The sequence below is a fragment of the Methylobacter marinus A45 genome, assembly GCF_000383855.1.
Taxonomy (GTDB): domain Bacteria; phylum Pseudomonadota; class Gammaproteobacteria; order Methylococcales; family Methylomonadaceae; genus Methylobacter; species Methylobacter marinus.
In genome coordinates this window covers 3,510,173-3,531,019 of record NZ_KB912877.1, presented here as the reverse complement: position 1 = coordinate 3,531,019, position 20,847 = coordinate 3,510,173, and the positions used below count along the sequence as shown (strand labels likewise).

Annotated in this window: 17 protein-coding genes; 5 read left to right on the top strand and 12 right to left on the bottom strand. The window is 55.8% G+C overall.

Annotated features, from left to right (window positions below; translation table 11 throughout):
* Positions 1–125: 125 nt before the first annotated feature.
* Positions 126–698, top strand: a complete 573-nt coding sequence (locus METMA_RS0116790) for a hypothetical protein (protein WP_020160272.1) — start codon at positions 126–128, stop codon at positions 696–698.
* Positions 699–1,014: 316 nt separating this feature from the next.
* Here METMA_RS0116790 and METMA_RS0116785 read toward each other — a convergent pair whose 3' ends face one another.
* From METMA_RS0116785 to METMA_RS0116775, 3 genes are all read right to left on the bottom strand, one after another.
* Positions 1,015–2,121 carry a transglycosylase SLT domain-containing protein gene (locus tag METMA_RS0116785; protein WP_020160271.1) on the bottom strand — a complete coding sequence of 369 codons (1,107 nt, stop codon included), beginning with the start codon at positions 2,119–2,121 and terminating at the stop codon, positions 1,015–1,017.
* Positions 2,122–2,288: 167 nt separating this feature from the next.
* Entirely contained in the window at positions 2,289–5,741 is a 3,453-nt protein-coding gene (locus METMA_RS0116780; RefSeq protein ID WP_020160270.1) for a translocation/assembly module TamB domain-containing protein, read from the bottom strand.
* The gene (locus tag METMA_RS0116775) at positions 5,738–7,456 is read right to left on the bottom strand and encodes an autotransporter assembly complex protein TamA (RefSeq protein ID WP_232216371.1); all 1,719 of its coding nucleotides are present in this window, start codon (positions 7,454–7,456) and stop codon (positions 5,738–5,740) included. The genes METMA_RS0116780 and METMA_RS0116775 overlap by 4 nt, the downstream gene beginning before the upstream one ends.
* Before the next feature lie 543 nt (positions 7,457–7,999).
* On the opposite strand from METMA_RS0116775, the gene METMA_RS0116770 reads away from it, so the two are divergent.
* The 3 genes from METMA_RS0116770 to METMA_RS0116760 all read left to right on the top strand — a co-directional run bounded on the left by METMA_RS0116770 (position 8,000) and on the right by METMA_RS0116760 (position 10,719).
* The gene (locus tag METMA_RS0116770) at positions 8,000–8,524 is read left to right on the top strand and encodes a Slp family lipoprotein (protein ID WP_027147405.1); all 525 of its coding nucleotides are present in this window, start codon (positions 8,000–8,002) and stop codon (positions 8,522–8,524) included.
* A gap of 54 nt (positions 8,525–8,578) precedes the next feature.
* Positions 8,579–8,992 carry a hypothetical protein gene (locus METMA_RS27565; RefSeq protein WP_020160267.1) on the top strand — a complete coding sequence of 138 codons (414 nt, stop codon included), beginning with the start codon at positions 8,579–8,581 and terminating at the stop codon, positions 8,990–8,992.
* 92 nt (positions 8,993–9,084) lie between these two features.
* Positions 9,085–10,719: an alpha-keto acid decarboxylase family protein gene (locus METMA_RS0116760; protein WP_020160266.1), complete on the top strand. Its 1,635-nt coding sequence runs from the start codon at positions 9,085–9,087 to the stop codon at positions 10,717–10,719.
* Positions 10,720–11,012: 293 nt separating this feature from the next.
* On the opposite strand, the gene wrbA is transcribed toward METMA_RS0116760, so the two are convergent.
* Positions 11,013–11,621, bottom strand: a complete 609-nt coding sequence (wrbA, locus tag METMA_RS0116755) for an NAD(P)H:quinone oxidoreductase (RefSeq protein WP_020160265.1) — start codon at positions 11,619–11,621, stop codon at positions 11,013–11,015.
* 361 nt (positions 11,622–11,982) lie between these two features.
* Between wrbA and METMA_RS0116750 the strand changes: the two genes are divergently transcribed.
* The gene (locus METMA_RS0116750; RefSeq protein ID WP_020160264.1) at positions 11,983–12,516 is read left to right on the top strand and encodes a hypothetical protein; all 534 of its coding nucleotides are present in this window, start codon (positions 11,983–11,985) and stop codon (positions 12,514–12,516) included.
* Between the two features lie 35 nt (positions 12,517–12,551).
* Here the strand turns inward: METMA_RS0116750 and METMA_RS0116745 are convergent, their stop codons facing one another.
* From METMA_RS0116745 to METMA_RS0116710, 8 genes are all read right to left on the bottom strand, one after another.
* Positions 12,552–12,905 (bottom strand): DUF1622 domain-containing protein, encoded by a 354-nt coding sequence (locus tag METMA_RS0116745; RefSeq protein ID WP_027147404.1) that lies wholly within the window; start codon positions 12,903–12,905, stop codon positions 12,552–12,554.
* A 151-nt stretch (positions 12,906–13,056) separates the two neighbouring features.
* Positions 13,057–13,788, bottom strand: a complete 732-nt coding sequence (locus METMA_RS0116740) for a hypothetical protein (RefSeq protein ID WP_027147403.1) — start codon at positions 13,786–13,788, stop codon at positions 13,057–13,059.
* 26 nt (positions 13,789–13,814) lie between these two features.
* Positions 13,815–14,978 carry a hypothetical protein gene (locus METMA_RS0116735; protein ID WP_020160261.1) on the bottom strand — a complete coding sequence of 388 codons (1,164 nt, stop codon included), beginning with the start codon at positions 14,976–14,978 and terminating at the stop codon, positions 13,815–13,817.
* A gap of 367 nt (positions 14,979–15,345) precedes the next feature.
* A complete protein-coding gene (locus tag METMA_RS0116730) occupies positions 15,346–16,449 on the bottom strand; it encodes an AI-2E family transporter (RefSeq protein WP_020160260.1) in 1,104 nt (367 codons plus the stop codon).
* Entirely contained in the window at positions 16,446–16,595 is a 150-nt protein-coding gene (locus tag METMA_RS27095) for a hypothetical protein (RefSeq protein WP_020160259.1), read from the bottom strand. The genes METMA_RS0116730 and METMA_RS27095 overlap by 4 nt, the downstream gene beginning before the upstream one ends.
* Positions 16,596–16,721: 126 nt before the next feature.
* Entirely contained in the window at positions 16,722–17,816 is a 1,095-nt protein-coding gene (locus tag METMA_RS0116720) for an AI-2E family transporter (RefSeq protein WP_020160258.1), read from the bottom strand.
* A gap of 956 nt (positions 17,817–18,772) precedes the next feature.
* Positions 18,773–19,066, bottom strand: a complete 294-nt coding sequence (locus tag METMA_RS0116715; RefSeq protein ID WP_156830533.1) for a hypothetical protein — start codon at positions 19,064–19,066, stop codon at positions 18,773–18,775.
* A 413-nt stretch (positions 19,067–19,479) separates the two neighbouring features.
* Positions 19,480–20,553 (bottom strand): rod shape-determining protein, encoded by a 1,074-nt coding sequence (locus METMA_RS0116710; protein ID WP_020160256.1) that lies wholly within the window; start codon positions 20,551–20,553, stop codon positions 19,480–19,482.
* Between the last annotated feature and the right edge of the window lie 294 nt (positions 20,554–20,847).

Genomic DNA, 20,847 nt, shown 5'->3' with positions numbered 1-20,847 from the left:
TGGAACTAGAAAGCCCTTAAAGTGAACGAATAAAGTGATGCCATGTTAAATATACACTTGCCTTACTTCATCGATACAATGTATAAATAATATCGATTCAATACTTCTTTCAATGGAGATCAGTTATGAAATTTTTTAACAAAACATCGTTACTTGCATCAGCCATGGGCCTGACATTGGCCAGCGGCGTAGTTCTGGCTCAAACCGCCGGCTATTTATCGATCAAGGATGTGGAAGTGGAAGTGGAAGGCAAAGCCGACAAAAAAATGCTGGAAGTGGAAATCAAAACCAACCAGGACATCCCTGTTGACGGAAAATCCGGCGCCTTCGGCTACGCGGTATTGACCGACGGCGGTAATAATGTGCTGGTGCTGACTACGCACTTGCCTATAGACGACAGTTCCCATGAAGCTGCCACTTCCGGTTTTCATGCTCACGTCCTGGACTTGAAAGACCCCACCGAAGCCTGTGCGGGCGCCAATTTTGAAGTCGACCTGGAAAATTCCGGTAAAAACACCGCTTTCGACGCCAATTACAAATGGAAAGTCAAAGGCAGTAAAATTTCCGTCGAAAAAGTGCCGGTCGCGGATCTGGGCGATGCGGGCGTGGAATCGGTCGTCTCATTTACACTGAAACCGATAATGGAAGCCAATAAAAAACCGACCAATCTGTGCGTAACAGTGGCGGATCAGGCTTAAGTTCATATCTGTGCGGTGCAGCATTGATAAGATGTTGCACCGTATCACCGCCTTCAGGCATACGTCGCCATGAAAACAAGCTATTCACTGGCCGACAAGGCGCCAGAGGTTTCCATAATCCCGGTAGGGTACGCATTTATGCCCTTTAGGGTAGTGCGTACCTTTTGGGATGACATTCACCGGAACCGATTGAAAAGGTACGCACTGCGTACCCTACTGTGTTTTTCAGGCGGGCCTGTGAATAATAAAACTCAGTTTTCACAGCAGCCGTTGCTTTCAGGTAACGGTTGATTGCTATAGCCTGTTTTATCCCCACTCAAAGCTCCGCTTGCAATCCCGGTATGCCGATACGTTGTATCCGAATGGCATTCTTGCCTTCTTCATAAGCCGGTATTTGGCCTTCGTGCCGCCAGAGCCTGAAAGCCAGGGCATACGAAAGGACGCGCACCGGATAGTCGCGCGGCAGTTTTTGCAGATAAGGCTGTATGGTAACGAAATCCGTCACGCCGTATTTATGCATGATAAAGCGCAAACCGCCGTTCGCGGGTCCGATATTGTAGGCCAGCAGCCCCAGAAACAGATCGCCGTTCATTTCGGCCAGATAGTGTTTTAACGTAGCGGCGGCAATGAAGGCGTTGTGCCGGTGATTGAACAAAGACAGTTTTTCCGTGCCCAGGCGCCTGCCCACCTGCTCCAGGACCGGTTTGGGCACGCGCGTGATCTGGAACAGGCCGTGCCCGCCATCCAGGCTGTCCCGTGGCTTGAATGAAGACTCTGCCGCGGCGACCCCCTGCAGCAGATTCGGGTCCAGATCGAACGCTTTGGCTGCTTCCTCGATAGCGGGATTATAAGCTTGCGCGCGTTTCACCAGATGCAGCAGCTGCGCGGTGCCGTAACGCCGATAGGCGGCATAAACCTGATGCGCCAGCGTTATACGGGCTGCTTCCTGCCGGCCTCCGACCAACGCCTTAAAATGTCCGTATGCCAGAGCGAATTCACCCTGAAGCGCAAACCAGCCGATCATGAGCGCCAGCCCGGTTGCCAGCATCGGCGCCAGCACGGCCGAGACCGACTGCAGCCGACTCCGCAGTTTCCACCAGCCTATCAGCAAGACCGCCGCGGCCAGGATCAAAGCGGCCACGCCAATGGCAAAAGGCAGCAGACTGCTGAAAAACTGTGTGCCTGAAAATTTGCCGGCCGAATAGCCGAGTAACACGATCACCGTCGACACCGCCGTAATAACGAGGGCCGCCACTTCAAGCGAAATTAGCAACAGCCTGTTTTTGAACTGATCGACTGTCGGCCTGGATGCCGGCTTTTTTACCGCCGACCGTGCCGTCCGCGGACGTGGGCGCGGTTTGGCTTGAGTCGACGCCGTATTTTTTTTCGATGCCGGACGGTCTCGCGTTACCGGTTTGTTCATAATAAAAATCCGATTCAGGTAGTCAGCCAATCCCAAGGAAATTATAGAAGAGGTTTTGATTGAGTCTTAATTATTATCTGTCGTTGCGCATGGGCAATTTTTTATTGAGTTGTCTCTGGTCGAATAAATTCGACCCTACGACGCATTTGCAGGGCAGCCTTTCACCCTCAATCGACCTCAATCTCATAGTTCAACTTGATTCGCTGCGACTCGCCGGCCTCGCTTTCAACACTCAGGGACTCTGTCAGCATCTGCTTCAAGACCAGTACCGCTTGCTTGTTGAACAGGCCGACCTTGGTGCCGACATAAAAATCCGGCGTCAGGTATTGACCGACGGCGAGCAGCGTGTCCTGCAGCGTTTCCCCCTCCTTAACCTCAAATTCATCAATACCGAACTTGTCGGCAATCCAGGATACCTTGCCGGCGCCATAAGACAAGGCCGCGCTGGCGATCATATTGCCTTCCGACTCGCTGACCCGATTGAGCGGCCGGCCGGCAATCAGATAAGCCAGCGCCTCCGCTTCCGGCAAGGCAGGTTCCGAATAGATGCGGGTCTGCGGCGTTTTCAGCGGCCCCGTGACACTGAGCACCGCCGTGACTTTTTCATCGCGCGACAGGCGCGAGGCTTCCACGTCCAGCCAGGGATTATCGACCGGGCCGTTGAAAACGAAACGCCCCTTACGCACGGACAGGTCTTGCCCGTACTGCTTGTAACGGGCCTCTTTCATGTCGATGGCGCCGTGCATGGTCATTTTTCCCGCTCGCTGGATAATCTTCAAGTTACCTTCGAGATCGGTTTCCAAGCCCATCCCTGAAAAGCTCACGTTCTTGCCCAACTCAACGTTTATATCGACATCGAAGCCCGGCACGGCGGGCGCTGTTTCCTCAACAGGCGCCTCGCCGACAATGATTTCATCCTCGCTGACCTTGACAGCCTGTTCCGGCAGTTCCTTGAGCTGCATGATCGCTGTCGGCACCGCCAATTTGCCGGTTATCTTGCCCTGCCCGTTCGCATAAGTGATCTTTAACGCCGGTGAAACGGCAATCTGCGCTTCCGGCAGCTTCGCGACCTCAAACGCCTCGCCTGTCAGCCTCAATTCAAGCGGCCAGCCTGATTCCGGCCGCAGCAGCACAAAGCCATCCAGATAGACATTCCCCTCGCCCGATTTTGCAGCACCCTGTATCTGCAAGCGCTCGGGATTGTCCCTGGCGGCGGCGACCTGCAGTTTGATATCGCGAAGCGACAATCCCAGTTCCTCAATATTGACCGCACCGCCGGAAAGCCGGATCGTGCCGGCCGCGGCCGGCTGCTGCACGACGCCCTGCAGCGTCAGGTCCGCCTGGAGATGGCCTTCGATACCGGACACATTCGGGACAAAGGCATTGAATAGCGCAAACTCAGCTATCGAGGCCTGAATGCGGCCGGCGATGGCCTGGCTTTCGCCGGTATCGACCTGCACCTGCCCGCGCACAAAATCCTGGCCGGCCAGGGCCAGGTTCAGATCGGCCGAAACCTTATCGCCGTCCAACGTGCCGGTCACGGACGAGGCGCCCAGCGGAATGGTCGTGGCGGCTTCCTGCGCCTGCATCGACACGCTCGCTCCGGCCGGCATCTCAAGACGGTAACTGCCGGCCAATCCCTGTTTCAGCCGCGCGATGCCGGCATCGGCATTGATAATGCCGTTTAGCGTCACCTGCTCTCCCAGATAAGCCTGCAGCAGCGACAGCGGCAGTGCCGTCACGTTCAGATCAAACTGGAAGTCGCCGCTGGCCTGATAGTCCCCCTGCACGCAAACGGCAGACGCCTGCCGGACCAGACAGCCTTGTTGCAAAGCCACATCGACGCCCGCCTCGCGCGGAGCTATGTCGATCGCCATGGTTTCCCGCAGCCGCCAGCGCCCCTGATCCGGCGTGTTCAGGTCCAACTCCGACAGGCCGCCCTGCCAGCGGCCGTTTTTGATGCCGCCCGCCAAAACCGCCGACAGGTCGCCTTCGGACGAGCGCAGATCGGCGCTGACGCCATGCGCCGCCTGCGTGCCGCCGCCTTCGACCAGCAGCCGGGCAATTTCGACGGTGCCTGTGCGGATGCGGTTTAGTGATAGCCGCAGTTTCGACGTAGCCTCGGGGCGATAATCAATATCGGCATCCAGCTGTTCGGCGCGGTATTCGGCAAAGCGCAAACCCCGGCCTTGCGCCTGGAAGGCTACCGACGGATGCCGCCATGCGCCCTGCAAGCGCCCCTTGCCGTTCAGGCTCCCGCCCAGGCCCGGCCACAGGGTATCGAGCCGTGGCGCATTAATCGTGACATCCAGCGCCCCCTGCTCCGGCTCCAGCGTGCCGTTCACGGCCAGTCTGTTGGCGCCCGAGGCGATATGCAGGGCATCGACTCTGAGCCGTTCGCCGGCCAGGAATAATTTGCCGTCGGCGCTGACCGGATAGTTGCGCAGTTCGCCGCTCAGCTTGCCGATATCGGCCTCCAGTTCCAGCGCCTGTTCGGCCAGTTTGCCCTTCAAGTGTGTGCTGAAGGTCAGGTCGCCGGGCACGTCGGGCACGATAATGGCCGGATTGAAATGCCGGCCTTCGGCCATCAAGTCGAACGCCGGCGCGTCCTTCCAGGCGACATCGCCGGTCACTTGAAACAAGCCGGTCCTGGATTTCAGCTCCAGTTTTTCTATGGCCATGGCCTCAAGGCTGCCCGTGCCGTTGAATGACAAGCGGCCCTCGGGCAGGTACTGCTGCGTCAGCCGGCCATCGACGGTCAGCCGGTAATCATCGAGCAGACCGCTCAATGTCAGCGTGCCCTGCTCGCTTTTCAATTCCGGCTCGGCGGCGGTCAGCGGCCACTTGAGATCGCGCCAGTCGCCGCGCGCGTCGATGCGCGGCTGATCGAGCACGTTTTCCAGGCTGCCGGCCAGATTGGCGATGAATGGCGCGGATAAGCGGTTATCGAAAACGATCCGCTCGATGTCGCCATGGACGGCGGTCGCGCCTTGCCATACGCCTTCGGTTTCGGTGTTGACCTGCCAGTCGGCCTGCAAGCTGAACGGAAAGCCCTCGCCCAATGTCACCTGGCCTTGCGCGCTCGCAACGACCGGCCTGGCATCGACTTCCAGTCGGCTGACAGTAAGCCGCCCCTGTTCGGTCGTGGCTGCCAGCCGCAGTCTTGCCAGTTCATGCACCTGGTCGTCCAGTTGCAGCCGCGCATCGGTCAGCAACAGATTTTCAATCGCAATCTCTACCGGCAATTGCAGGCCGGCCTGGAAATCGAACGGCGCCTCGTCCTTGGGAGTTTCCTCGGATGGCTTGATATTCGCGGTGACGCCGTGCAGCGTCAGGTCAACGATTTTGACGGTGCCCGACAGAAGTTCCCGCGGCCGCCAGGCGAATACCAGATTTTCAACGGCCACGGTTTCAGTATCGCTTTGATAATGCAGATCCCTGAGCGCCATGCGGTCTATCAATCGGCCTTCCATGGCGGCAACCGTCACCTGCGCCGGCAGATAGGCGAAAACCTGCCGTAACAGCCAGCGGCTGCCGGCTTCGCTGCCGACCAGACCGAACAGGCCGACGGGGATTATCAGCACGATCAGCAGTCCGAGCGCCAGCAGCCATTTCCTCATAGCCGTGTGCCTGCGGAAAAGTGGACCTGAAACGAGGAATCGGACTCGCTCAACGGCACGGCGAAGTCGAGGCGCACCGGACCGATCGGCGAGTACCAGCGGATGCCCAGGCCGATGCCGGTTTTGAAGCTGATGCTGTCGGTATTGAAGGCATTGCCGGTATCGACGAAGGCCGCCACGCCCCAGTCATCAAGTACGGGATGCTCGTATTCGGCGCTGACCACCGTCAGGAACTGGCCGCCTTCAACATGGCCGAACCGGTCCCTCGGGGCCAGTTCCTTGTAATCATAGCCGCGAATGCTGTTGATGCCGCCCGCGTAAAAACGGTACGAAGTGGGCAGCTGCACCAGATCATCGATCAGTGTGGCGCCCAGATCGGTACGGCCGATGAATTTGCCGCCCCAGGAAAAAGGGTGCATCCACAGGCCGGAAAATGTGCCTTGCAGAAAACTGACGTCGGAAAGCGGATTCTCGTAACTGCCGATCACTTCGAATTCGGCTCGATAGCCTCGGGTCGGCCGCACGACACTGTCGGCCACGGAACGCAGCCAATTGGCGCCGGGGATTAATAACAGCGCCTCGCCGGAAGTGGTCTCGGTTTCGAATTCCTCATAGCTGAAGTCGAGGAACAGCGTCTGCTTCCAGCCGCTGTCCAACGCTTTCTTGTAACGCGCGGACAGTGCCGCTTTTCTGGATTTGAAAGTGTCGGTATCTTCGTATCTCAAGCCGCCGCCGAAACTGAACACATCGTAGGTCGGGTCGTCCAGCGGGATATTGTATGCGACATCGGCCATGGACAGGACCGGCGAGATGTCGAGATTGGCGGTCAGGAAATGGCCGCGCCGGTTCAGGCGGCGGTTCTTGTAAGTCGCGTTGGCCAGCGGCCCTATATCGGTATCGAACCCCAATCCGAAGCTGTAAAGATGCCGGCTCCTGGGGTGTAGCGTAATCGATACCGGCACGTGCTGCTGCTCGATATTATCGGTGTCCGGGATGATTTCCACGATATCGAAATAGTCGCTTTGCGACAGCGCGTTATGCGTTTTGACCAGCTGCTCGGTGGTATAAAAGTCGCCTTTTTTTATCGCAATGTATTTTTCCACGAACTCGGGATTCAGGATGTCCTGCCTAACCGTGACATCGCCGAAATACATGCGCTTGCCGGCATCGAATACCAGTTCGATTCTGGCGCTGTTACGGTCCTTGTCGATCAGCAGCCGGCTTTCGGCGAATGTTGCGTTTAAATAGCCGCGCTCCTGCGCCAACGCTTCAAAACGCCGCTTCAGGCTTTCGTAATCGCCGTGATGGACGGGGCTGCCGGTTTTTATCGGCAAGTTATCGCGCAACTTCTGAAATTCGGGATCGTCAAGCGCATCGCCGGTAATGGTGATATCGATGGCGTTGACCACGGCCCGCGTGCCGGGCCGGATGTTAAGGTCAGCTTGCCAGCAGTCGCCGTCAAAGGTCAGCGACTTTTCCACGGCGGCGTGGTAATACCCCAAGGCCCGCAAGGCCCGATCAATTTCCTGATCGGCTTTCGCAAACAGGTTGCGTATTTTCCACTCCGGCGCATCGCAGGGTTCCTTTTCCAGCGACAGCATGACCAAAACATTATCCCGGGCCTGCCCCTGAACACCCGTAACAGTCACTTCGGCAACAGCCGCGGACACCGTCAAATACAGCGCCAGCATGAGCGAAGCCGCCGCTTTCGGCATTGCAGGAATCAAGCGCATGGACTCAGGTTCAACTTAAATTCAGCGGCTTAACGGTGAAATGCGCTGCACGACAGACGGCCGATAAACGATTATTTTTCATAGGATTCTCCAGTCATAACGCTTTTCATAAATCATTGCCTGTGACCCACAGGACAAGAAAAAACCTGAGAGTCAGGTCAGGCTCCCCGGTTCAGCGGCTTGCGAATAGTGCCCGCCCGGTCTGGTACGCAGCCAGATACGAGCACCCGATTCAAATGACCGACGCGCTGGCGGCACAGGGCTGAACCCGATATTTTTCGGCTTGCCGCCAGGCATTGGACTAGACTTTATACACGGTTTTTATATAACCACGGCAACCGATTGGTCAAGCCATGAGCATGGGTCCAACTGTGCATCGATCCATCGAGACAGCGCCTGTCCCGCCACGGGGGTTCCCGCTTAAGGAATTTTAATGCCTAAAATAAGTCCTAGTTTTTAAAATGGTTTTATTCGTTCAGGTCTGTGTTTCTTATAACTGATTCCAGCATACGCATGGGGGATATTATGAAACAGTTGTTACTCTTATTAAGCTTCTTGCTAAGCGCCTGTTCAAGTATGCCGCCCGTGCTGAAAAACGCACCCGCAGTCGATGTCCACCTCGATCAGGTACGCAGTAATATTGAGGCTCATCGCGGCACGCCCGTGCGCTGGGGCGGCACGATTATCGACGTCGAAAACGAAGCGAACGTTACGCGAATGCAAATTCTGTATTATCCGTTGAACAATTCAGGCCGTCCGCGCGTGTACCGGGAAACCGAAGGGCGATTCGTTATTCAAACCCCGAATTTCCTGGACCCCGCTATCTATAAGCAAGGCGCCGAAGTGACCGTAACGGGCACCATCGCCGGCACCATTGAGCGCGCGATCGGCAAGAAAATGCTGGCGTTGCCGAACGTCGAAATCGGCAATATTTATCTCTGGCCGGAAGAACAATACAGGGATGTCTATTACGGTCCGTATATGGGCTATTATCCCTATTATCCCTATCGATACAACAGGTTCGGCTATTACTATTATCCCTGGTATTAAAACCCTTTAGAAAAATTGCCCGCGATAATCTCGTCCTGTGCAACAGAGGTTATTATGAAAACATTACCCGCCCGGATGGCAGCGCTCTTAGTGATGCTGACCGGCTTTTTTACTTCCCCTGCCGTAACCGCCGATGCCGCTGTAGGCGCTCATCGCGGTGGGCCGCTCCTTGAACTCGGCGGCAGGCCCGGATTCAGGCCCTACTATCGCCGCTACCCGCCTTCCTACGGCTACAGACCCTACTACGGCTATTCAGGCTCCAGTCGGTATTACGGCTATCAAAGACCGCCTCACAGATATGACGAGTATCGCTTTGTGCCCAGACACAAGCGGCCGCCCTATTACTATGAGCGGCCTTATTATGATCGATATTACGATTATCCCCGGCGTCCTCCTTATCGATCCTATCAAGGCCGGCCGCCGGGATGGGGAGGCGATCCCAGATTTCAGCCGCGGTATCGCCGCTAGTTCAGTCACAATGCCACAAAATCACGGTATGAAATAAAAATCGTCCGCATTCGCCATAGGCGGACCCCGTTAATCCAAGGAGGTACGCTCTCATGTCATCGAATCCATCCATCGGCCACTACCTCTTGACCCGCCTGTACGAGTCGGGAGTGCATCATATCTTCGGCGTACCGGGCGATTATATCCTGCGCTTTTACCAGCAACTGTCGGAAAGCCCGGTCCAGCATATCGGCACCACCCGTGAGGATACCGCCGCTTTCGCAACCGATGCTTATGCCCGCTGTCGCGGGCTTGGGGCAATGGCGGTCACCTACGGCGTCGGCGCCCTGAATGTCGTCAACGCGGTCGCCGGCGCTCATGCCGAATCATCGCCGATAGTCGTCATCAGCGGCGCACCGGGCATTAAGGAACGGCGCGAGCATCCGCTGCTGCACCACCGCTTCGGCCCGTTCCGGCTTCAGCGTGAAATATTCGAACGCATCACCTGCGCCGTCGCGGTCCTGGACGATCCCTATACGGCCTTCCGCCAGATCGACCGCGTGCTGGCCGCGGCCCGCGAACATTGCAAGCCCGTTTACATCGAACTGCCGCGCGATCGCGTGGACACCGAGGGTTATCCAATCCCCTCGGAATCGCTGCCCGCCCCCGCCAGCGATGCCGCATCGCTTAACGAAGCCGTGGAGGAAGCCTTGCAATTGCTGGACGAGGCCGCCTCGCCGGTGCTGGTCGCCGGTGTCGAACTGCACCGGCGCGGCCTGCAGGACCAACTGTTGAGCCTGGTCGACAAAACGCATCTGCCGGTCGCGGCAACGCTGACCGGCAAGTCGGTGCTGGGCGAACGCCATCCCTGCTATCTGGGCATTTATGAAGGCGCGATGGGCTCGCCCCTGGCCCGCGACCGCGTGGAACAGGCCGATTTCCTGTTGATGCTGGGAGTCACATTGAATGACGTCGATCTGGGCATTTTTACCGCCAGGCTCGATGCCAACCGGATCATACGCGCCAGCCAGGACGAGGTCATTATTCATCATCACCGTTATCCGCAGGTACTGCTGCGCGATTTCGTCAGCATGCTGAACGAGCGGATGACGCCCCGCCCCCAGACAGGCCCCGCAGTCGCGGCGAAACCCGCGGCATTCGATTTTCCCGTCAAGGGCCAGCCGATGAAAATCATCCGGCTTATTGCCCGGCTGAACCGCTTCCTGACGCCCGACATGGTCGTCGTCAGTGATGTCGGCGATTGCCTGTTTTCCGCGATCGACCTGAGAGTGCATGAAAACAGTGAATTCCTGGCCTCGGCCTATTACACCTCCATGGGCTTCGCCGTTCCCGCCGCGCTCGGCGCGCAGATCGCCCGCCCCACACGCCGCACGCTGGTGCTGGTCGGCGACGGCGCCTTCCAGATGACCGGCACCGAACTGTCGACGATAGCGCATTTGGGACTCAATCCGATCGTGATCGTGTTCAACAACAAGGGCTACAGTACCGAACGCTATATTCTCGACGGCCCGTTCAACGATATTCCCGCCTGGCAATTCGAACGCCTGGGCGAGCTGTTCGGGCCATTGACAGGCTACGCGGCCAGCACCGAGGATGAATTCGAGGATTGCCTGAATCAGGCTTTGGCACAGCGATCATCGCCCAGCCTCATCAATGTGCACCTGTCGCCGGATGATCCATCCGCCGCCATGCGGGGCCTGGCCGAGCATCTTGGCAAGCGGGTTTAGGCAGGAGGGGGAAATTGTGTCGCTCTTGGAGCCCGGTATGCATTCCCACGCGGGAGAGAGTGTGAAAGAATTAGTGAAAAACGTCATAAAAAGCCTTATTCACCACGAAGATCACGAACGACTGCAGGGATGCAGGAGGTAGAGCAACGCAGGAGCAGTTGCCGAGGACACGAAGAAAAATTTAAGTTAATCAAAAGCTTAAAACTTCGTGCTCTCCGTGTCCTTCGTGGTTAAATCCTTTAAATTGAATACTTTCACAGTCTCGGGAGCGCGGGAATGAGATCCGCCGTGCTTTAACCCCCGCCCGCGCATTGCCTGGCCGCGATCCGCGCCACATGGCGGCCCTGGTAGCGGGCGCCCTCCAGTTCCACTTCCGAGGGCCAGCGGCTGCCGTCTCCGCCGGCGATGGTCGAGGCGCCGTAAGGGGAATTGCCCATCACTTCATCGGTACCCATCTGTCCCTGAAAGGCATAAGGCAGGCCGACGATGATGAAGCCCAGGTGCAAAAGCACTGGATGAAAAGTCAGGATGGTCGATTCCTGGCCGCCGTGCTGCGTGGCCGTTGAAGTGAACACCGAGCCGACCTTGCCGACCAGCGAGCCGTTCATCCAGAGCGATCCGGTCCTGTCGATGAAGCTCTTCATCTGTGCCGACATGTTGCCGTAGCGCGTACCGGTGCCGAAAATGATGGCGTCGTACTCGGGCAGTTCCTCGACCGTTGCGATCGGCGCGGGCTGATCCATTTTATAACCGGATTTGCGCGCGACCTCTTCAGGCACCAGTTCGGGCACGCGTTTGATGGCCGTTTCGGCGCCGGTCTCGCGCGCGCCTTCGGCCACGGCCTCGGCCATGCGCTCGATATGTCCATAGGATGAGTAATACAGTACAAGCACTTTGGTCATCGCTCTCTCCTGGAAAATAAACCGCTACGCCGCCACTCACTCTTAGGGCGTAACAATGGAATAATTTTTGTCATATGGCTGAAGAGCATAAGACGATGGCGATGCCGCTTCAGTGCGATATCACACATAGCAGGAAAACGGGCGTGATGGCAGCCGTTTGCGCTGAGTCCTTCGATAAGCTGCAAGTACTGTCTATTCGTTCGTGGTGAGCTTGTCGCCCCGTGAGCGGTTAATCCTAAACGGTTATAAATTATGAAGAAAATAATGCACTCATCCGTTATCATGCTGTATAAAATCATTCAAATCCTTGATTTTCAGCGTTAATCATTGTTCTAACCCGCACGGTTTTATGGAGACTCTTATGCATCATAGCAACAGCATCACTGTTCTTGCTCCGGCGTTACTCGGCTTGATACTCAGCCAGACAGTTTGCGCGCAAACAGCGAGCCCGGAACGACTGCAGGAAATTACCGAGCGCGGCAAGCAGGTCATGTCTTTTGACCTCGGGCAAACACAGCATATTTTCACCAAGACCGAAACCGGCGGCGTGCAACAAGTCATCGTCAAAGACCCGCGCGACAGCAGGCAAATCGAGCTGATTCGGCAGCATCTGAAGCAGATTGCCAAGGAATTCGCTCATGGCGACTTCTCCAAGCCTGAAGCTATTCATGGTCGGGACATGCCGGGGCTGGCAGCATTACGCGCCGCCAAACCGGGCCAGATTCTTGTTCGGTACAAGGAGTTGCCCGATGGCGCTGAAATTACTTACTCCACCCAGGACCCGTCGCTAATCACCGCCGTCCACCAATGGTTCGATGCACAACTTAGCGATCACGGACCTGATGCCATGCCGGGCATGCATCATGGCATCGAGCATCATAAGCATAAACAATAGCTTTATCAGAAACAGCGCGGCGTTTCATTGGCGTGTCAGTCCTTGTTCTGCCAAGGCCAGCGGCCGTTCAACTCCACTTCCAGCGAAAAACTGAGAAATGTGCGTATAAGCATGATGATGGATAAGACACCCACCGTTTCAAATGTGACGTCCACGACCACGGAGTAAATGACATCGGCCGCGACAAAAAGCTCCAGGCCCAACAGGATGCCGCGCCCCAGACGCTGGCGTAGATCGCGATAAATGCTATCCGTATCACGTCGCTTGGAAAGAAGCTGGAATACCGCTAGGGTCAGCGCATAGATCGCCAGCACCACAATAAGCCCGACGCCGACCGCTTCGATGACCATCGCGCACCATTCGCCCATCCGTTTTACGAACTCTGCCATATAGCCTGTTCCCGAGGACACCCGTTGGCGCTGGGCTTAACCGCCACGGCATTATAGTCATGAAGACCAACGTGTTCCTCGTGGTCTTCATGGATTTGTGTTACAAAAACTACGCTTCAGCAGGTCATTGCAAGCCCGGGGCGACCTGCTTTTATATCGCCCCCGCCTGTTTCAGAGTGCATTGCTCGTACCACTGCCTTATTTCCATCAGATGCTCGTCCTCCTCGTTCAACGCCACTTGAAAATCCTTCGCCATGTCTTCCAGCCCCATTTCATCGGCCAGCTTGACCAGCAGATCCCAGCCGGCATTGTCCACAAGCTCGGCATTAAGCATGACTTCCAGGGATTGGTCCACCGATGTGCGCGGATCACTCAGTACCTGAAGCACGCCGCTGGACGCTACGGCGCTGACATCGGCTCCCGGCGTCTGCGAGGTGGAATCGGCCCCCAGGGTCTCCAAAGCGTTGGCAACCAGCCTGAAGTGCTGGGCTTCCTCATGCCGGAAACGCTTGAGCGTATCGATGGAAATCGGCGCCTCGCAATGCATGGTCTCACACTTGTTGATGAAATAATCGTACAGTCGCGTGCCCGTCCGCTCGAAGGCCAGGCGCTCGCCCAGTTTGTCGACCAGGACCTCGGCATTTCTACCGGCCAGCATCTGTATGGTGGCCTGGGCCGCGCCTTTCAGCGTGCCGGGAATAGCCACCGTGCCCACTGGCTCGGCTTCCTGAATATAACCGGACTCCATATCCATCAGCGCCGAGCCATTGCCCTTGGAACTCGGCATATAGGCATTGGCCGCATCGATCATTTTCTGGCTGTCGGCCGGCGAGCGGTCGATGCCGGTTCGGTTTCTCATGCTCATTTCAACTGGTTGATTCATTGTTCAACTCCTGGATAATTCGGTGATTAAGCGACTTTGCGGTTCAGTTCGGTGCCCGGCATCCACTGGTAGCCTTCCGCGACCGATTCAGAAGGCGAACCGCCTGAATTGACATGCTGGCGATAATCCAGCGATGCCTGGTCTTCCTGGGCTTTGTCGACGAACTGGGTGCCGCTGGTGCGCATGTCCACTTCCTGGTTGAGCGTCTGGCGCACGAAGTCGCGGTTGCTTTCGAACGGCATCGGATCGGGCAGTGTTTGCGAAATGATCTCGGCCGGATCCCGGCGCTCGTATTGCTTGAACAGTTCCGACACGTAGGCGAAGTGCCCGAGTTCATAATCCAGGAAGCGTTCCCAGATCGCCTTGATGCGGGGGTTCGTCTCCTGTTCCACGCAGCTGTAGTAGTTATAGACTTCGGTCGCCTCATGGATCAGCCATTTTTCCAGCCAGGTTTCGCTAGGGTCGATGATGGATTCATATTGCGTGACATGCTGCTCCTCGATCGAGGCGATCTCGGCATACAACTGGCGCGCGACAGGGTCCGCATAAGTCGGCCCGATATTGGCGTAGTAGTCATGGGTCTGATACTCGGCGGCCATGATGGTTGTGGCGTGCAGCTTGCTGATCGTATCCGCCGTGGCGCGGTCGTAATGCTCGCGCAGATCGTTCTCGGGCGCCCGGTGTTCGTCTATGGTGGGCCGGCCCGGAATGATATCGGTGTGGGACTGCAGGATGTTGTTCGCATCCTTGCCTTCCAGGCGGTCGAGCAGCGCCGAGTAACGATAAAGATGGTCGAAGTCCTCCAGCAGCCCGAACCGGTAGACCTGGGCCAGATAAGGATCGGGCTCGGTTTGCGCCACCGCGGCCGTAACCTCGACGGCGACCTGTTCATAAGCGATGGTGGTTTCCAGCGGCGAATGATCGGACGAGATAAGCCAGTTAATGGTCGTTTGCTGATGCTGCTCGACGCGCCGGACTTTCGCCAGCGGCACCTGCAGGTCTTTGTTCATGCGTGCGCACAGGTGCTGGAAGCGCAGTGCTTCCACTTCAAGTCCATTGGTGAGGATGATCCTCACCCGTGTAAAGGCCTCATCATCAAGTTTGCTGATGGGAGGTTGAACCATATCCTTCCAAGTCATCCGTTGCTTGTCCAGGGAAACACCCTTCGAATCGAATAGATTGACAGACATAATGCCTCCTTAACAATTAAGGAAAAAATTCACGGTTACTTGCTAAGTGGACGTGGTTCCATTGTGCTCCTTATCGTCCAAATATTATCATGGCGTATCCGCTGAATACTGGCCCAGGCAGCTGAGTTGTTTTTTAAGTATCTCGACCGATCCGTGGACTACGCACATCATGATTTCTCCATAATTTATAAACATATCATACGGGGATAAACCGGGGCAGTCGGGTAAATACTTAGACAGATTGCCGCGAAAATGCGGGCATTAAGGCGAAAGCCAATGATGAAGCGCGCTGCGGCGCGCCTTGCTGAAAAGCTGGCGGCTGACTGTATTTATGACCTTTCGGTCCGCCCAAGGTACAAAGACCGCGTCAGGGCAAATCCACCTGTTCGCCCAGCACGTCCCGCATATACAGCATCTGTACCAGCACCATGACCACAACCGCCAGCGGTGAAGCTAGCAGCAATCCCAAAATACCGAAACCCACCCCCAGCATGAGCTGGGCGATCAGCAACAGGGCCGGCGGCAGGGAAACCACCCGCTGCTGGATGAACGGCGAAATCAGATAGCTTTCCAGACTCTGCACCACGAAATAGAGGATGAGCACGTACAGCGCCGTCGCGCCTCCCTGGGACAGCCCGACCATCGCCGCCGGCACGACGGCGATGAGCGGTCCGATGTTAGGCACGAAATCCAGGATAGCGGCAACCAGTCCCAGGATGAATGCGAACGGCACGCCCAGTACCGCCAGTCCGATACCGGTCAGGACCCCGACAACGAGCATGGCGATGATGCGGCCGAGCAACCACCAGCGAAGCGCATGCCCGACCCGCTCCAGGGCTTCGCCGACATGCGCCCTGCGCTCCTGGGGAAACAGGCGCATCGTCCCGTTGATGTAGACTTTTGGATCAGCGGCGAAATAAAGGCCCAGCACGATCACGACCGCAAGGCTGCCCAAGGCACCGAACGCGGTCGAAAAAATCCCGGCGATTTGCGACAGTTGCTTGGGATCGGTCAGGGTGCTCGTGGCCCGGGACAAGGTATCCATCAACGCCGGCCCCCACTCGTACTGTGCCAGGGCGTTGCGTATCCGCTCCGGCGCCGACGGCAATTGCCGGAACAATTGATAGAAGCCGTCGGCGATATCGGGACCGTACAACAGCAGGATCAGCACGAAAATCGCCAGCAATGTCAGCACCACCAGGGTCAGGGACCAGGCCACGGACAGAGGCGTATGGCGGCAGATGAAGTTTGCCAGGGTGCGTAGAAAAAGCGCCAGCAACAGGCTGGCGAAAACCAGCAGCACAACCTGAACCACTTGCCACACCATCAGCAGCAGCACAATGAGCGCAGCGCCGGCGGCCACCACGATCAGCGTCCGCTTGGTCAGCAACCCGCCCGCGCTGTGCGTCCCGGCCGTTTCCCTGTCTATTGCCTGGCTTTCAGGTGTTCCGCCTTGATTCGCCGTGCTCATGACCGCGTCTCCCTGGCGAGCCGGATGCCGCGCGTCATGCGCCCCTTGCCTTCGGACCTGCTGGTGAGCATCCGCTGCCTGTTCTTCCCGACTATCCGCTGAAGACCGGGCAAGCGTGCCTCCGAATCGAATCGTTTTACAGACATGGCTCCTCCTTAACAATAAGACATGGATTTCGCCGCTTACCGGCTGAATGACTTATCCCTATGCAACAAATACCCCAACAAGGCGGTGCGGAACGGGCCGGTAAACCGGATCAGCCCAAAGCACACTCAGGGCAATTCCATCTGCTCGCCCAGCACATCCCGTACATACAGCATCTGCACCAGCACCATGACCACGACCGCCAGCGGTGGCGCGAGCAAAAATCCCAGGATGCCGAAACTGGCTCCCATCACAAGCTGGGCTGCCAGCAACCAGGCCGGTGCGATGGATATCATCTGCTTCTGGATGTAAGGCGTGATCAGATAGCTTTCCAGCGCCTGGATCACCGCATAGAGAATAAACACATACAGCACCATTGATCCGCCCTCGGTCAAGCCCACCATGACCGCGGGCACAGTCGCGATGATCGGCCCGATATGGGGAATGAAATTAAGAACGGCGGCAACCAGACTTAGAATAAAAGCGAACGGCATCCCTAGTATCAACAGCCCGACAAAAGTCAGTATGCCAATTGCCACTACCGAGACGATTCGGCTCAGCAACCACCAGCGTAGCGCGTGCCCGAGCCGTTCGAAGGCCTCGTAGACCCGCGCTCTGCGCTCTTGGGCAACCAGGCGCGCGGCACTGTCGATATAGGATTTTGGATCGGCGGCCAGATAAAGACTGAGCACCAGCACGATCAGGGTACTGCCGATGCCTCCGAACGCAGTCGAAAAAATCCCGGCGATTCCCGCCAACTGCCGGGGATCGGTCAAGGCTCGCCCGGCCCGGGCCAGGGTATCCAGAAACGCCGGCCCCCAGTCATAATGCTTGAGATTATGCTCCATCTTGTCGAGCGTGCCGGGTAATTGCAGGGATAACTGATAGAAACCATCAGCGATATCGGGGCCGTACATTGCCCCGATCACCACGAAACTTGTCACTAGAATCAAGACGACCAATATCAGGGAGGCATTAACGGTCAAGGCGGTATGCTCACTGATGGTTATTGCGAAGGAGCGCAAAAACAGCGCCAGCAGTATGCTCGCGAAAATCAGCAGTAAAATCTGCGCCACCTGCCAAACCATCAGCAGCAGCGCCGCGATCGCCGCGACCACGATCAACGTCCGCTTGGTCAGCAGCCTGCTCGTGCTCCAGCCGCCGGCCTGTTCCCGATCCGTCGCTTCGCTTTCCGGCATCCGGCCTTTGTCCCAAAAGCTCATAGCGGCATCCTCCAGGGCTGAGGAGCGGTTATTCGTCGTTTACGTAGAAAAACTGCCTTCGAACTGAATGGTTTTGCGGCCATAACGCCTCCTTAGGAACAAGAATCTCAACGCTACCTTGTCAAAAAGACTCTACCCCCATGGCAATCGTTCCACTTTATTTGCCAAAAATAGTTCATGGCAGCAGGCGCTGTTAGCGACGATTGCGCGGTTATCCGTTGCTGCCTGAATTCGGCGCTTTGACTTAGGATTTGGCTAAAAATGGCTTCCTGAAATTAGAGCGTTTAGTTATCAGCCGGAAACATGGCCTTCAGGCATGCGTCGCCATGAGAACAAGCCATTCAATGACCGACAGGGCGCCAGAGGTATTCATAAATCCGGTAGGGTACGCATTTATGCCCTTTAGGGTAGTGCGTACCTTTTGGGATGACATTCACCGGAACCGATTGAAAAGGTACGAGGCTGTGAAAGAATTAGTGAAAAACGTCATAAAAAAGCCTAATTCACCACGAAGATCACGAAGGACACGAAGTAAAATTAAGTTAATCAATAGCTTAAAACTTCGTGCTCTCGATTGCTGTTCCAGACGCAATTCTACCGCCTCCATCCTTGGAGGCGTTCGTGTCCTTCGTGGTTAAATCCTTTAAATTGAATACTTTCACAGTCTCGTACGCACTGCGTACCCTACTGTGTTTTTCAGGCGGGCCTGTCGATAACAATACTTAGTTTTCACAACAGCTGTTGCTTTCAAGTAACGGCTGGTTGCTATATTGAAACAACAGATAGAATTGCCTTAGAGGCATGAGGTGCACCACCATGGGTAAAAACTCTGTGAATATAAATCCGTTGATAATTCGAGGCATGTTATGCCGGCTACAGGGAGCCGGAAACACTCGGGAGGGGTAGTTTTTGTACGATAAATCGATTGCTGGCTGACGTTTGGACCAGTTTTGCCGCTAATGCCGGGGGAATATTTGCCGCATTTTCACTGATGAGCGCTGATCATAAGTCCCATTGCGCCATGAAGCACCTTTGTTGGCGCATTTAAGCGCATCCACGAGATTGTCAAACACACCCCAGCATCTCAAATACCCATTGATCAGGCAATGCACTGAAAATACATAATCAGAACGAAGGATGAAAGGTGATACCGGGGTTGATCCTTGCAGCAAAAACGGATTAATTAAATACCCGTCGATATAATCCTCCGCCAAATATTCAGTACCATCATCAAGTTTAAACTTAGCCATAATCATAATGTCCTCTGGTCCATTTTTGTCTGTTTTATCAAAGGCTAGCATTCGCTAACTTAAGTTAATTTTAAATCCTTGGTCCATTCGCTCAGCGGCATGGCCAGCAATAGCTTAATCGCTGCAATCGTCCTTTGCGTTTTTTCAAGCAAAGCTAAAGAAGCCCGAAACGGACAGTCATATCGTAGGTCTGGGGCCTAAGCGATCAGCGAATCTGTTAAATCATGCCCAATGCAGGGGCTTGTCCGAATCACTCAATGAGTTGATACCGCTTCGGCGCCAACTTTTCCTGCCGCGGCTGGCTGTTAAATCACCAGCGCCCGCTGAAAGAGCGGGCGCGGCCTTCGCATATCAGCTCTGTGCGTGCTTGTTCACGCGAGTCAGTCAAGCGATCATGAAGTCGAATGGCGGGGCTATCTGATCAAAGCCGGTATCGCTGTCGTGCACAGAGAAAAAGCGGAAGCGCCTTTCCTGTCCGTCATTTCCAGCACCCTGGCGCCGCCGCGGGCAGCGCAGGTCAGCGGATTATCGGCGATAAAAACAGGCAAACCGGTTTCTTCGGCAATCAATCGGTCAATAGCCTTCAGCAGCGCGCCACCCCCGGTCAGATAGATGCCATGGTTTGTGACATCCGCGCCCAGTTCGGGCGGCGTTTGCTCAAGCGCGGTTTTCACGATGTAGACAATAGCGGATAGCGGTTCCTGTAACGCTTCGAGAATTTCATTACTGTTCAGCACGAAATTGTGCGGCACGCCCTTGGCCAGATTGTGACCTGTCACTTCAATTTCCCTGGCCTTGCTATCGGGGTATGCCGTGCCGATTTCCATCTTGATTTTTTCGGCGGTCGGTTCGCCGATTAGCGCGCCATAGTTACGGCGTACATAGTTGATGATCGCCTCATCGAAACGGTCGCCGCCAACCCGTATCGATGACGAATAGACAATGCCGTTAATCGAAACCACCGCGACTTCGGATGTGCCGGCGCCAATATCGAGCACCATCGAGCCGCACGTTTCGTGGACAGGAAGCCCCGCGCCGATCGCGGCGGACATCGCCTCCTCAATCAAAAACACTTCCCGCGCGCCGGCCATGGCGGCGGATTTGCGGATCGCCCGGCGCTCGACCTGGGTCGAGCCGGAAGGTACGCAGATCGAAATACGCGGACTCGAGCGCAAAAATTTATTTTTATGTACTTTTTCGATAAAAAAACGCAGCATGCGCTGGGTGACCGCAAAGTCGGAGATCACGCCGTTTTTCAGGGGGCGAACGATAGTCATGTTGCCGGGCGTCCGGCCAACAATGCGTTTGGCATCGGCACCGATGGCTGATATCGACTTAGTGCCGCGAACCTTGTCTTCCTTGAAGGCGACAATCGAAGGCTCGTTGAGAACGATGCCTTGTCCCGGAATATGAATTAAGGTATTGGCGGTTCCAAGGTCAATGGACAGGTCGTTAGAAAAGATTCCGCGAATTTTTTTAAATAGCATTGAGAGTGGTTTCAGGTAGGAAATAATTAGGACTACTTTATCAATCGATCCGGTATTCAGCAGGCAGGCGATTTGGGCTGGTTTTAAGATTTTTCACCCGTCTGTTCACAACAAATGGACGGGGATTATCAATGAGCGAAGCCAGTCATAAACGTTAAATACCAGATAGCCTTAGCGGTAGAATTTGTTATGTAACCAGCGATAATACCGACTCAACTAAATAGATAAATTTGGCACAAGTTTGGCGTTTGTCAATAAAACGGCCTGATTAAACTGGCATATACCAAATTGATG